The sequence below is a fragment of the Moritella sp. F3 genome (assembly GCF_015082335.1).
Classification (GTDB): Bacteria; Pseudomonadota; Gammaproteobacteria; order Enterobacterales; family Moritellaceae; genus Moritella.
On the sequence record NZ_BLRL01000010.1, the window covers coordinates 157,367 to 171,242 of the forward strand.

12 protein-coding genes and 1 rRNA gene are annotated in these 13,876 nt (G+C 40.3%); 10 read left to right on the forward strand and 3 right to left on the reverse strand.

What is annotated here, in order from left to right; all coding sequences use genetic code 11:
• The first annotated feature begins 2 nt into the window (after positions 1-2).
• The 5 genes from JFU56_RS16345 (at position 3) to JFU56_RS16365 (ending at position 5,784) form a co-directional block, all read left to right on the forward strand.
• Positions 3-1,010 (forward strand): DUF58 domain-containing protein, encoded by a 1,008-nt coding sequence (locus JFU56_RS16345; protein WP_198438334.1) that lies wholly within the window; start codon positions 3-5, stop codon positions 1,008-1,010.
• Positions 1,007-1,600 carry a DUF4381 domain-containing protein gene (locus tag JFU56_RS16350; RefSeq protein ID WP_242065986.1) on the forward strand — a complete coding sequence of 198 codons (594 nt, stop codon included), beginning with the start codon at positions 1,007-1,009 and terminating at the stop codon, positions 1,598-1,600. Before JFU56_RS16345 ends, JFU56_RS16350 begins: the two co-directional genes overlap by 4 nt.
• Complete coding sequence (locus tag JFU56_RS16355) at positions 1,578-2,702, forward strand: VWA domain-containing protein (RefSeq protein ID WP_198438335.1); 1,125 nt, start codon at positions 1,578-1,580, stop codon at positions 2,700-2,702. The genes JFU56_RS16350 and JFU56_RS16355 overlap by 23 nt, the downstream gene beginning before the upstream one ends.
• Positions 2,703-2,764: 62 nt before the next feature.
• Positions 2,765-4,432: a VWA domain-containing protein gene (locus JFU56_RS16360; RefSeq protein ID WP_242065987.1), complete on the forward strand. Its 1,668-nt coding sequence runs from the start codon at positions 2,765-2,767 to the stop codon at positions 4,430-4,432.
• Positions 4,429-5,784, forward strand: a complete 1,356-nt coding sequence (locus JFU56_RS16365; RefSeq protein ID WP_198438337.1) for a BatD family protein — start codon at positions 4,429-4,431, stop codon at positions 5,782-5,784. Before JFU56_RS16360 ends, JFU56_RS16365 begins: the two co-directional genes overlap by 4 nt.
• A gap of 228 nt (positions 5,785-6,012) precedes the next feature.
• Here the strand turns inward: JFU56_RS16365 and JFU56_RS16370 are convergent, their stop codons facing one another.
• The gene (locus JFU56_RS16370) at positions 6,013-6,606 is read right to left on the reverse strand and encodes a response regulator transcription factor (protein ID WP_198438338.1); all 594 of its coding nucleotides are present in this window, start codon (positions 6,604-6,606) and stop codon (positions 6,013-6,015) included.
• Entirely contained in the window at positions 6,599-7,801 is a 1,203-nt protein-coding gene (locus tag JFU56_RS16375; protein WP_198438339.1) for a GAF domain-containing sensor histidine kinase, read from the reverse strand. Before JFU56_RS16375 ends, JFU56_RS16370 begins: the two co-directional genes overlap by 8 nt.
• A 269-nt stretch (positions 7,802-8,070) precedes the next feature.
• On the opposite strand from JFU56_RS16375, the gene JFU56_RS16380 reads away from it, so the two are divergent.
• From JFU56_RS16380 to JFU56_RS16395, 4 genes are all read left to right on the forward strand, one after another.
• Positions 8,071-8,364, forward strand: a complete 294-nt coding sequence (locus JFU56_RS16380) for an MFS transporter (protein WP_198438351.1) — start codon at positions 8,071-8,073, stop codon at positions 8,362-8,364.
• Complete coding sequence (locus tag JFU56_RS16385; protein ID WP_198438340.1) at positions 8,358-9,581, forward strand: HlyD family secretion protein; 1,224 nt, start codon at positions 8,358-8,360, stop codon at positions 9,579-9,581. The genes JFU56_RS16380 and JFU56_RS16385 overlap by 7 nt, the downstream gene beginning before the upstream one ends.
• Positions 9,582-9,827: 246 nt before the next feature.
• Positions 9,828-10,571, forward strand: a complete 744-nt coding sequence (locus JFU56_RS16390) for a hypothetical protein (protein ID WP_198438341.1) — start codon at positions 9,828-9,830, stop codon at positions 10,569-10,571.
• Between the two features lie 178 nt (positions 10,572-10,749).
• Positions 10,750-11,286 (forward strand): DUF924 family protein, encoded by a 537-nt coding sequence (locus JFU56_RS16395; protein WP_198438342.1) that lies wholly within the window; start codon positions 10,750-10,752, stop codon positions 11,284-11,286.
• Positions 11,287-11,327: 41 nt separating this feature from the next.
• Here the strand turns inward: JFU56_RS16395 and JFU56_RS16400 are convergent, their stop codons facing one another.
• Positions 11,328-13,262, reverse strand: coding sequence for a methyl-accepting chemotaxis protein (locus tag JFU56_RS16400; RefSeq protein WP_242065988.1), 1,935 nt, complete (start codon positions 13,260-13,262; stop codon positions 11,328-11,330).
• Positions 13,263-13,809: 547 nt separating this feature from the next.
• Here JFU56_RS16400 and JFU56_RS16405 point away from each other — a divergent pair.
• Positions 13,810-13,876, forward strand: a 16S ribosomal RNA gene (locus JFU56_RS16405); the annotation flags it as partial.

Here is a 13,876-nt window from a genome sequence, read left to right on the forward strand (position 1 = left end):
CTATGGCTTGGAATACATGGTTTTCAACAACGGATAAATCAGACGGTTCGCTGCATGATGATCCGCGTATATACACTGATTTAAATGAGTTATTAAAAATTAAAGCGCAAACAGCTGGTTTTAGTTTTTCTCCCAATCAGGGGCGTTGTAGTATTTTTTCGGGTTTACATGAATCACGCTTACGCGGGCGAGGATTAAATTTTGAAGAGTTACGCCATTATAATAATGGCGATGATGTTAAAAATTTAGATTGGAAAGTCACGTTAAGAACTGGAAAACCACATGTGCGCGCTTACAGTGAGGAAAAAGAGCGGCAGATTTGGCTGTGTGTTGATCAGCGCCAGTCCATGTTTTTTAGTTCACAGCAGACGATGAAATCAGTCGTCGCGGCGAATCTTGCTGCACTATGTCTATGGCGTGTACTTGCTGATGCAGACCGTGTTGGTGGTTACATTTTTAATGATCAGGCGAGCTTCCATTTTAAACCACAGCGCACTAATACATTAGCGCTGCAATTTATTCAGCAATTGCATACTGTTAATCACCAACTACAAGTCGGCCTTGTGGAGGTTGATGTGCCAAGGATACGTTTGACCGATATGTTAGCGACGTTGCAAGCATTGCAGTCAAAGTCAAAAACATTTGTCATTATCAGCGATTGGTATGGATTTGATGAAGAGTGTGCCAATCGGTTACGTGCGCTGCAGCAGCATAATGATGTTATCGCTGTGCATATTAGTGATCCCCTTGAGCAGAGTCTAATAAATATCGATTCACTGATTACCAGTGATGGTCATCATCAATTACAGCTTTCTAATCAACAATTACAGCGTAATAAAAACGCTTTACAGCATGCTTATCAAGCTGCTTTTTTGGCTAAGCAAAATTTATTACAACAAGCTCTGCAATTGTCTACGCTTTCGATAATCGATATTGGTACTGACGGCAGTGAGATTAATCAATTTAAGTCTGCTTTCCATATGAATCATAAAAAGAGTGAGTCGGAATGATGGTAGATGTTGATAATGCAAATTTAGTCGGCGATGCATTCGGTAACTTACTATTACGCGACATGGTACAAATTAATATCCCTGAACAGATCTGTTTTTTGCCTCAAACGTGGGGTTGGCTAGTTGTTGGTTTAGTACTGGTATTATTTATTGGTCGTTATTTACTTTTAGCATGGCAGAAGTATTGGCGTAATCGCTACCGGAAAAAACTACAGTCTAAATTACTGACTTGTGATGTAAGTGACTGTTTACATACACCTCGATTTATTCATCAATTATTACAACAAGCCTGCTTGCAAGCCTACCCAAAACGCTCATTAACGGCTCGTCAATTACAAGGTGCTGCGTTTTTAGTGTTTTTAGATAGCTGTACACAAGACAATACCGAGTTTGATTCCGCGATAGGGGAGTTATGGCAACAAGCGCTGTATTTACCACTAGCGTTAAGTGAGTGGTCTGCTGCACATAATCAGGTATTGATATTATCGGCGCAGCGCTGGCTAAAATTACATATTGATGATGCAGAATTAGGTAGTGAGCTGGGTACTGAAATAGGAGGAAATGAGCATGTTCGCAACAAGCGTGATTGAGTTCAGTTATCCGTGGTTATTTTTATTGTTGCCATTACCTTGGTTTGTTCAACGATTTTCGCCAGCCTATAAAATAAAACAGTCAGCGTTGCAGGTGCCGTTTTTTAGTCAGCTCGTGAGTTTATCTGGAGAGCAGCCTAATACAGGGGCGGTGAAGCTAGAACCTAAAATATGGCAACGTATCGCATTATCGCTGGTGTGGTTATTGCTGGTTGTTGCGATGGCAAAACCGATGTGGCTGGGTGAACCACAAATACGTTCACAGTTTGGCCGTGATTTGATGGTGGTCGTCGATTTATCTGGTTCGATGGATAGCCGAGATTTTAGTGTTCCTGGTAGCGACAGTATTTCACGTTTAACGGCGGTAAAAAATGTATTGGCTGAATTTTCACAGCAACGTAGTGGTGATCGTTTAGGATTAATTTTGTTTGGTGATGCCGCGTATTTACAAGCGCCATTTACCGCCGATCATCAAGCGTGGCTCGGTTTGTTAAATGAGTCGGAAGTAGCTATGGCTGGTCAAAGTACTCACCTTGGTGATGCATTAGGCTTAGCGATAAAAGTCATGACCGATGAATCGATAACATCAGCTCTCCCTCAAGAAAATACCAGTAACAGTGTCAGCCTTGCTGTAAATAAGAGTACTGCAGCTAAGCCTATCGTAGAGAAACAAAAAGTAGTGATTGTATTAACCGATGGTAATGATACCGATAGTTTGGTTCCGCCGTTAGAGGCGGCAAAAATAGCAGCGAGTCGTGGTATTAAAATCCACATGATTGCTATTGGCGATCCTCGTACCTTTGGTGAACAAGCACTCGATATGGCCGTGATTGATGGTGTTGCAGACATCACTGGCGGACAAGCTTTTCAGGCCATATCTTCTGTCGAGCTAAATCGAGTTTATGCTGAGATAAGCACGCTAGAGCCGAGTCAGTTTGCGAGTTTTAGCTATCGACCTAAAGTAAGTGTTCACTATGCTCCTATCGCTTTAGCAATTAGCCTGTATTTTATTCTTTATAGCTTAGTGATATGGCGCAGTTACTATCTTAGCAAGCAACAATCTAAACGTGGTTTGTTGCTGAATAAGCGAGGAGAAGGCTAATGTATTTTTCCATGATATGGCAAAACTTTCACTTTATAAGGCCGTTATGGTTACTGGCCTTCGTGCCATTTATTTTATTTTTTGTGATGAATTTTAGACAAAAAAAAATGCAGGCATCGGTGATTAAAGATTTTCCACCACATTTATTAGCGGCATTAACCGTTGGTGAGCAAGGTTGGAAAAAATTATTACCGTTAAAATTATGGGGCTTGCTGGTGGTGCTGGCAATTATCATTGCGGCTGGACCGAGTTGGTTACGTCAAGCATCCCCTTTTGGTGAGGATACAGCACCGTTGGTGATTGTTTTAGATGTATCTGAGTCTATGCAGCAACAAGACATTCAACCGAGTCGACTTGTGCGAGCAAAACAAAAAATCAGTGATCTATTGGCTCTACGTGAGGGAGGCAGTACTGCGCTGGTGGTCTACGCAGGGAGTGCACATACCGCAATGTCATTAACACGCGACAATGATGTTTTTACGCCATTATTGCAAGCTGTATCGCCTAAGATTATGCCACGACAAGGTAAGTTTGCTGAATATAGTTTAGCGAATATAGATACGCTGTTAGCTGCAGAACGTAGTAAAGGTAATCCGAGTTCTGTGTTACTGATTACTGATGGGTTAGGCAGTGAGACAAAAGCACGCTTTGTTGATTATTTTAATGCCTCTATTAACAATAATTACAATATAAGTGCCAATACAAATACCACTAATGCGAATTCCAGTTTAAATTCAAAGCAAAGCCCGCCCTTGTTACTAGTCTTAGGTGTTGGGAATAATGAACAAGCTGTATCAGTCCCTTTTGAGGCTGATGCATTAAAATCGTTAGCAAAAAGTGCAAGTGGTTACTACCATGCTATATCTACTGATAATAGCGATGTTGAATGGATACAAGATAATATCCAGCAATTTATGTTACTGAGTAATGACAACGCCCAACCTTGGGCTGATATGGGCTACAACTTAGTGTTTTTATTAGCGCTATTATTTTTGCTGTGGTTCCGTCGTGGCTGGACTATTAATTGGAGCCTGCAGTCGGTATTACTGTTGTTTGTTTTAACTTATTTTCCAGCACCTTCAGCATTTGCTAACACTGCCATCTCAAATACGACACCTGAAAATCCAGTCAAAGAAGATCTGCAACCACGATGGCGTTTTGCTGATTTATGGATGACTGCAGATCAGCAAGGACAATATTATTTTAACCGAGAGGATTATGCACAAGCAGCTGTGCGTTTTGATGATCCGATGTGGAAAGCTTCGGCCTATTATTTTGCCGAAGAATTTGACCTTGCTCGTCGCTACTTTATGCGCGTAGATAACCCTATCGCACAATTTGGAGCCGCCAATGCTTTGGCACAATCACGTGAGTATATCGCGGCTCGAAATTTGTTTAAGCAGATAGTAAAAGAAAATCCAGACTATCTGCAGGCTGCACATAATCTAGTGATCGTACAAAAAATTATTGATGATATTAATCGCATGAGTGAAAGCCAAACAAATAACGAAAATGAAGCATCAAAAGAATTAGGTGACCAGCCACAAACAAGCGATGGTGCCGAGAAAGTGGTGAGAAAAGAACAGCTCATTAAGGAAAGTTATAACGCCGAACAACTATTGCAAGATGACGCACTTAATCAAGCATGGATGAAGCGTGTCCAAGGCGACCCCGAACGTTTTCTCATGACTAAGTTTTCTCAACAGTTACAAACGCAAGGGAGACTATGATGCGATTTATTTATACGGTTATTTGTTGCTTGGTTTTGCAGTTGGGTATGGTTCATGTTGTTCAAGCGATGACAGTGCAAGATTTGTTACAGCAAAATAAATTACAAATTAAGGCATGGATCGAACCTTCGTCAGAAAATCTTGATGGCACTCTTAAATCTCTTGATATTATTGGCTCTGAGTTTGCCCCTCGCCAGCAAGTTGATTTATATATTCAGGTTAAAACTGACCGTTGGTTTGCGGCAGGGACGTACATCAGTCCCTTTAGTGTCGATAATAGCTTAGTGTTGCAACGTAATAAATTAGCGAATAATTATGCTCAACGTGAAAAAGGTATCACTTGGTCAATACAAGAGTGGCAGTTAACACTTTACCCGCAACTGAGTGGCGAATATATCGTGCCTGCTATTCCTGTGAGTGTGAGTATTGCTAGTGCGCCGGGAGAAAAAGTAACCGGGCATATTCTCACTACGCCGTTGAGCTTTAATGTGGCTTTACCTGATGCTCGGTTAAGCGAAGATGTAAATTGGGTTGCAGCCCCGGAGTTGACGTTTAGCCAAGAGTGGAATATTGAAGTTAATAGTGAATTAAAAGTCGGGGACGCGATCACGCGAACTGTGACGATAGCGGGCAGAGATACTAGTATTATGTTGCTACCTGACTTTACCCCTTTTCAATCTGATCGTGTGCAATCTTATCGTGATAAAGATAATGCGCAAGATAGTCAGAACCGCGATGGTTTTTACGCCAGTAAAACCATTATCCACACTTATATTATTCAGAAAAATGGCCAATTGGATTTACCCGCCTTAAGTCTGTTGTGGTGGAATACTGAAACGCAAACTCTACAGCCTTTAACTGTGTCTGGCGGGCAATGGTCGGTACAGCATACACCTGCTAGTTTTGTCCGTGCTTATCGGATTTGGATATTAAGTTGTCTTATTATAGGGGGACTGGTTATTTATACAGCCTACCGTTTATGGCAACAATATCAGCATGCCAAACTGCCTTATTGGTTGATGTTTATCGTTAACGTTTATCGTCAACAATGGCCGTTGTGCACGCGTGATTTATACAATCAGCATTATAAATACAGTGGCAATACGCAATTACGCCAGCCTGGATCTCGAGGATCTTATCGTGCTGATCCAGCGTTTAAACCACAAGGTTCACAACCAAATAGCGGTAGTTCGGAAGGCAACTGTAAAGGTCATCATGAAGGTGATAGCACTGGCCAGCTCATTGCTGCGTGGTCTGAATGGCAATATGGCGCGAGATCGAGATGGCAGTCACATTCTATCAAACAACAGAGGCTGTTTTTAGCCTTGTGGCTAGCGATACGTAAAAAGTAATGATAATGTTATCAGTGTGATTATCATTTCAATTTATTAAGTTGTTGTTTATTAATCATTTAAATTTCCGCCTGTTTACCTGTAATTTAATTACGTAATTTAACAACCACACTTGTAATTAAATTACATTTTGTTTTGGTTATGAAAATATACAAAAAAACCAGCAGATAAGTGCTGGTTTTTTTATACGTGAATCAATTTTAGTGCTTCGCATAACGATGCTGGGGATTAGTCCATCAAGCCGTGATTAATCGCGTATTGGATCAACTCAGCACTGGTTTTAGCACTGATCAATTTCATCATGGAGTACTTATGAAACTCGACGGTTCGTGGCGAAATAAATAATTCATCAGCAACTTGGCGTGCCGATTTACCTTGTGCTAATAATCGTAAAACGCTGATTTGACGAGAGGATAATTGAGGCTTTTCAGTGTTCACTGTTACTGAGGTTGAAAGATAAGTCTCGCCTTTTAATACTTGGTTTACCGCTTCAACTAAGCTTTCGCTCGCTTCATGTTTTAATACGTAGCCTTGCGCGCCTGCGGCTATCGCACTTTCGGCATATTCTTGCTCTTCATGCATAGTGAGACAAATTATCTTTACGGTTTTATTGATACGCTTTAATGCGGCTATCGCGGCAATGCCAGTCATGTCTGGCATGCTGATATCGGTGATAACTAAATCAGGTTCATGTTGCTTAACGAGCTCCACTAACTCTATGCCATTTTTGGCAATAGCGAGAATGCGATGCTCAGGTTGTAAAATACTGGCGATGCCTTGTGCCACGATTAAATGGTCATCGGCTAAAACTATATTACTCATAATATTCCTTTATAGCAGGGATCATTATATCGACGATAAAACCGCCATCTCCAGGAGAGTTGAATACTGCAGTGCCATTAAATAGCTGCGCACGCTCCCGAATACTAATTAATCCAATACTCCCGTTATTTTGATTTAAATTTAAATCGCAGCCAATGCCATCATCAATAATTTGAAAGTGCAGGTCGGTATCGCTGTATTGCAGGGACACAAACACTGCTGATGCTTGAGCATGCTTGGCGACGTTGTTGAGTGTTTCTTGTAAAATTCGGTATAGATTTAAGGACAGTTCTTTATTTAACGCTGGGAGCGGATCAAATAGCGTTTGAATATCAATATCTTTAATGGTTGATAGACGTCTGCACTCTGATTTTAATGCCGTTAACAACCCTAGATCTTCTAAAATAGCGGGGTGTAAAGAGCGTGATAGCGCTTGCATGTCTTTCGCCAACCCTTGGATCTCGTTGTGGAGAATATTAGCGGATTGTTTTTCACTGTCGGTAATTAAGGTATTGGATAATCGCGATGCTTTAATGGTGAGTAGTGCCATCCGCTGTGAAAAATTGTCATGTAGCTCGCGGGATAACATGCGACGTTCATTCTCTTGGTTATCCATCAAATGGCGCGATAATAGTTCGAGTTGTTGATTTTTATGTTGTAGCTTTTCCCAATAGGCATAACGTTCATAGGTTGACGCTAGGATCTGGCCAAAACTACGTATCCTAGAGATATAATCTTTATCCCAGTGTATTGGTTCTAGATAACGGCTTGCTGTGATGCCACCCCAAATACGACCTTTAACGCGAAAGGGCACAACAACGTGCGCAATTATCCCCTGCATTTCTTTGATTAGCAGCTCATCATGTTGGATAATATCGGCCATATTACCCTCGGCAATAATTATTTCCCCTTTACTGATTTGTGCTAAGTAAGGTGAGTAGAGTCCATGAGCCGGTAAAGAAACTGGTTTATAACCCGGAGCAGCCACTGCGAGTGCTCCTTCAAAACGATTGTCTGGTGTTAAGCGTACTAACGACATGCGTTGTGTTTGAATGTATGGCATAAAAGCGCTGAGTGCAAACTCAATCGCATTGGCTAAATCTGCGGTATCGTTTTCTAATAACCAATTTGACATTTCAATGGTAAATTGCTCAATGCTTAAGTCTGCTTTGTCAATTATTGGTGGTTCACGCATGTTATTGCCCTCATTGAATGTTAGCTATTTGCAATTGGCTGAATTAGATAAATATATTATTAGCCTGATATCTGTGATTTAGCTATCAATAAATGTGAAATATGCCGATATCTAGCAATTCTACGAGTACCTTTTACTTACCCTGCGCGAATATAATCTACCTCGAAATATTTTCTTTGCTACGACCATTTATACGCAAAGATAATTTGTTCCTGATCGTCTGATTCGGGAATCATTAATCGAGGAATAAACCTGTGAGTTTAATATCTATGCCTTTTGTAGGCACTGGCTTTGACACTGGATTACATATTGTTGCTGCTGTTGTTCTTATTGCAACGGTCGCTGCTGCAGGGATTGGCTTTTGGAAGTTCCACGAGGTGCCGATTCAACAGGCTCATAAGAATAGCCATCAACAATTGACACTGATAACCACATTAACTTGGATTGGCTTTATTTGGCATTGGGTATGGGTATTAGCAGTCATCGTTGCGTTTGTAGATGCAGAGCAAGCCATTGCTAAAGTGCGTGATATTTGGAAGTCAGAGGAGAATAAATCATGTTAGAAGGTTTAGCTGTCTGGGCATTACTGATCTATTTATTACGCTTAATTGGTATGCCATGGAATCTGTATTCTAAAGCTTTTGCTTATATTGGTGGTTCTGCGTGGTTATTATTCGTCTGGGTAGGCTTAATTACCTATACTCCAATGGACTTATCGGGTGGTTCGTTAGTGCAGTCCCCGCATATTCAATTACGTCCAGGTTCAACGCAGGTAACTGGTAATATTAAAGCGATTCATGTAAAGCCTAATCAACAGGTGACTAAAGGCCAGCTTATCTATGAACTTGAAGATCAGGTTTATCAGATTGCATTAAATAAAGCCGCGGCGCAGGTGCAGAGCGCTGAAGTTGCTTTATCATCATCACTTGATGACGTACGTATTAATGAATCTAAATATGCAATTGCCAATAAAGAGATTAAAATTAACCTCGATGAGCAAGTTGAAATCGAAGCAGACCTTAATTGGAAAAGCACGACATTACAGCGCTATATTGATCAGAATAAAGTCGCTGCGTTTACCATTACAGAAAGTAAGTTAGATGAGCAAAAAACGGCAGTGCAAGTTGCTAGCGCCAAATTAACGGTATTACGTTCACAAGCAGAAAAATTGATATTAAATGCGCAGCAAGCGCAGCTTAATACGCTCAAGTCCGGCCATGCCGTAAATAGCCGTAAAGCGGATGTCGCAAATCAAACGGAAGTGTATGCACAAGCGCAGTGGAATTTAGATAATACCCGTGTTTATGCGCCGGCAGATGGTTACTTAACTAATTTTATTATTCGGGAAGGTCAATACATAGGTGCGTTGCCGCGTATTCAAATGTATACCAATGAAAAATATGTGTTAATGCGTGTTAATCATCAAGCTATTCGTAATATAAAAGTGGGCCAAGGGGCTGAGTTTTCCTCCGCTGTTTATCCTGGTCATATTTTTGCTGCCGAAGTGGAAGGGATCATAGAAGCAACTGGTGAAGCACAAGGTTCATTACTGGCAAAAGAGACTCCTGTTCGCGCGACCACAGGGCAGAACGTAATGAATAAACATCATTTTGTACGTTTAAAGCTAATTGAAACTGAGGATTATGACATCCCAGTTGGCGCCGTGGGTCTCGCTTGGATCAGTGGTGCTAAGCCGATTGCATTCCTCGGCTTCCTTGATGTGATCCGTGGTATTATTATCCGCATGAAATCACAAATATACTACTTCTATTCGATGTAACATTTGATGCCATAATCAGAGGGTCGTCTTTATCTGAATAACGATTTAAACCGTGTGCCTTTGGTATGCGGTTTTTTTGTTTGTGGGTATTCACAGTGTCTACATGGTTTTACGATAAGGGACTGCTGTGAATAGGGTCTATATCAAACTTGCTATTAGTTTTACTTATTACTGGGAAAATTACGAGTCGTTATCACTTTCGTAAAATTAGACAATTACCTCATTATAAATATTGAGGTTATTTTGATGAATACAGCGATTAAATCAATAGTGCTATGTTGTGCTTTTCTTCCTTTGCAAGCCATTGCTGCCGATACAGATATATCAGCTACTGAAGTGTCATCGTGGGATTTTAATGTCGAGTTGTACGGTCAATTAACGAATATTGACGGTTCGACGCAGCTAGGATCTTTTGATAAGCCACTTAATTTAAGTACTAACGATATTTTTTCGAAATTAAAAATGGGCGGTATGGTGCACACTGAAGGTCTGCATAACAGTGGTTGGGGTTACTCCTTTGATTATGCCTTTATGAACTTAGATGCATCACCGACAAATGGTTTATTACATCAAGGTGTATTTGAGGCCAAGGGCTTTAAGCGTTATGAGTATGATTTTGGCACCATAGATTACATGGCTGGTATTCGCTGGTGGGATATAACCCTTGATACTGATACAAATATTGTGAATCCAAGTGTTGACTGGGTCGATTATGTTGTTGGTGTTCGCTATCGTAAAGTACTTGCCAAAGATTGGATATTTGAAACTTTAGTTGATGCAGGCGCTGGGACGGATACCAAGTTTACTGGACAGGTGAATACCGGTGTTCGTTATGCGATTAACGAGTGGTCAGAACTGCATTTAGCCTATAAAGCAGTGTGGGTTGATTACGATAATGGTAATGAGCCAGGCTTTAGTGGTGACGGTATTCATTATGGCTATGATACGGTGACGCATGGCGTGGTAATGGGCTGGAATATTAAATTTTAGTCATGTCTAAGTGATTCAAAGTAAGGCCTTTAGACTGCAAATTTATGATCTGCTCATAATAAATGAAAAAGTAATACTTAAATGTTAAAACTGAGAGCCAGATGTTGATAATGATTGGGCTCAGTGATTCACGTTAACCTATACTCAATTGGTGGGATCATTGGAGATGGACTTAAGTATGTATAAAGATGTAATTAAATTTTGGTTTGAAGAGATTAATCCAGCTAAGTGGTGGGTTAAAGATGTTGCATTTGATCAAACTATTTTGGCTCGTTTTAGCGAATTGCATCAACGTGCTATTGCGGGGGAATTATTTCATTGGCGCCGTAGTGCCGAAGGAAGATTAGCTGAAATTATCATTTTGGATCAGTTTTCTCGAAATATGTTCCGTGATACGCCAAGAGCATTTTCTGCCGATAATATGGCCTTAGTACTTGCCCAAGAAGCGGTTGCTTGCGGTGCTGATAGAGAACTTTCGCAGTTGCAATGCAGTTTTTTGTATATGCCTTTTATGCATAGCGAATCAGCTGTCATTCATCAACAAGCGGTATTTCTATATAAAGGTAATGATATTCAGTCGAACCTTGATTTTGAATTAAAGCACCAAGTGATTATTGACCGCTTTGGTCGTTATCCACACCGTAATACCATTCTAGGGCGAGAGTCGACAGCCGCTGAACTCGACTTTCTTGCAACACCTGGTTCAAGTTTCTAACGTTTAACTTATTGTATTTAAATTATAATGTGAGCCTTTGTTTAGGAAAAAATAGTTAATATTTTCTGCACTTGTGTCGAGACCTGTTGTTGCGCAGATTGAGTTTTATGACGAGTCTCTTCACTGTGGCTTTGTAGTGCAGTCATCTGCGTATTCACCGTACTAATATGGCTGACTTGCTGGCGGGTATTTTGACTACTATTCGCGGCATTTTGTTGTGATTGCTCTGACTGTTGGATAACCGCGTTTATCTCTGCATGCATTTCTTGTGCATTTGTTAACTGCTGGTGGCAACGTTTTGCAATATGATCAATTTCATCTTCGAGTGATTGACTGGAGTGATGTAATTGACCAAGAAAATTACTAATTTGTTCTAGCGCTTGCTGAGTTTGTTTCGATAAGTTGCGTACTTCATCGGCGACGACGGCAAATCCACGTCCTTTCTCACCTGCTCGTGCAGCTTCAATGGCGGCATTGAGGGCTAATAAGTTGGTTTGATCGGCGATCCGATGAATCGATGTCACGATCGTCTCAACATTTTCCATATTTGTATTTAATGTTTTGATGGCTTTTAAGCTGGCACTACCCGCTTGCTTGGTTTGTTCGGTCGCTAAGCTAAAATCGGTGATCTGACTGGCGGCTTTATACATTTGCTGATTCGTCTGTTGTGTCAGGTTATGCACAGACTGGGTATCCGCATCGACTTTTTGCGCGAGCGAATTAATTTCTGATACGCCAATAGAGATATCACTAATGGCAGAGCTACTCGCTTGCGTATATTGACTGATGGATTGAAAATCATCTTGCAGTAAATTTAACGCTTGGGTTACTTGCTCTATTTGAGTTAGTTTGGTGAGTTTCTCTTGATTGATATTATCGAGTAATTGGTTGAAATGGAGGGCAATTAAACCTATCTCACTATTATTGTCAGCAAAGGTTAGGCGTTCTCGGGTATTGCTTTCTACTAAAGAGGCGAGGGCTTTATCTAATGTGATGAGTGGTTTTACAACCCAATATTTTTCTGCATAAAACAAACCGATACCAAATAGAATTAAGCTCAGTGCGATAATTGCCAGGTATAGATAGGTATTTTGGCGTTGGCCATTAGCATAATCATTGACTGGTTTTTCTAATGCCAAAATAGCCGATTGGATATTATTGATCGCAGCTAATACAAGCTGTTGGTTATTTGTTTGTTCTGAAATCACTGTTTTGGTATTTAATAATTCTTTTGGATAACGATTGATAAGGCTTTGCAGCTCGTTAGTGATATCCACTATAAATAAGGTTTCTTCACCTTCCTCGTCATCAAGAAAGTTGTCGTCTTCAATTACTTGATCATTACTAGAGTCATAACGGCCAAATTGCGATAGTTCATTAATAAGCGCTGCACTTTCTTCTACTACTAACAGAAGCTCTTGCCATTGTGATGCTTGCAACTGATTAAAGTAACGTTGACGCTGATTGGTTAAATGCGCAAGACTCGCTTGAATATCACTAATAAGGATTAAATCTTGTTGGCGTAATGGCATGTCATGTTGTAATAACTGGCGCTTTAATAGTGATAAGTTATCAGTTAATTCTTTTTCGTTGAAATTTAGTAGCTGGAAGTGGTCTGAAGCAAATTTACCCGATGAGCGTAATGGACCTTCTACTAACGTTGCAAATTGATTGAGCTGCTTGTGTAGCGCTGTCGTATTAATCGCACGGGCCAGTTGATCGAGTGAACCAATCAATTGACCTATAAGTTGCTCTGATTGCTGTAAATCAGCTGCATTCCCTTGTTGTAGATAATCAGAGATGGAATGATTGAGTTTAATGGTGACTTGTTCTTTCATTTTAGCAAACATCGAATTTTGCAGGTCAAGACGATTGAGCTGCTGGTGGCTACCATAAAGGGTATAGGTCATTAAGAGTGAAAGGCAGATTAAAGTAAGGGAGCTGATTCGAGAAAAGGTTGTGATACGCAATGTCATAATCCTAATTAAGCTTAACTATTAATGCACTGCAGTGTAAGAGCGTAAGATGACAATTATATGACTGCTGCGTTAAATTAGGCGCTGTTTCTTCATCTTTGGAGTAATAAGGTAAGTTAACGGGTGTATTTATCATTATATAGCGCCTAGATTGGTGATTCACGGGCATTGTTTTCTAACATGACGGTTGTTAGCACCATTTAAAACGAGAGGAATGTCTTTTAAAGTTACGTTTTGAGTGTTTTTTAGTCGAATTGAATGAAACTGTCATAAAGTTCAGATAAACACTTGCCAATGAAATCAGTTTCTCTATAATCGCTCCCACTGACACGGCGACAGCCGTTCAGTATGCTCTTTAACAATTTATTCAAGCAATCTGTGTGAGCACTTGCAGAGATATAATGACCAAATATTATATCAATGTAATTGTGAACATTAAATTAAATCGAAAGATTTGGTTTTATAAACAACAAACCTCGGTTTGTTGTTGAAGTACAGAATTCATTGAGCCGACTTGACTGCTTAGGCAGTCAGTCAAAAAAACTTTTAATTGAAGAGTTTGATCATGGCTCAGATTGAACGCTGGCGGTAGGCTTAACACATGCAAGTCGAGC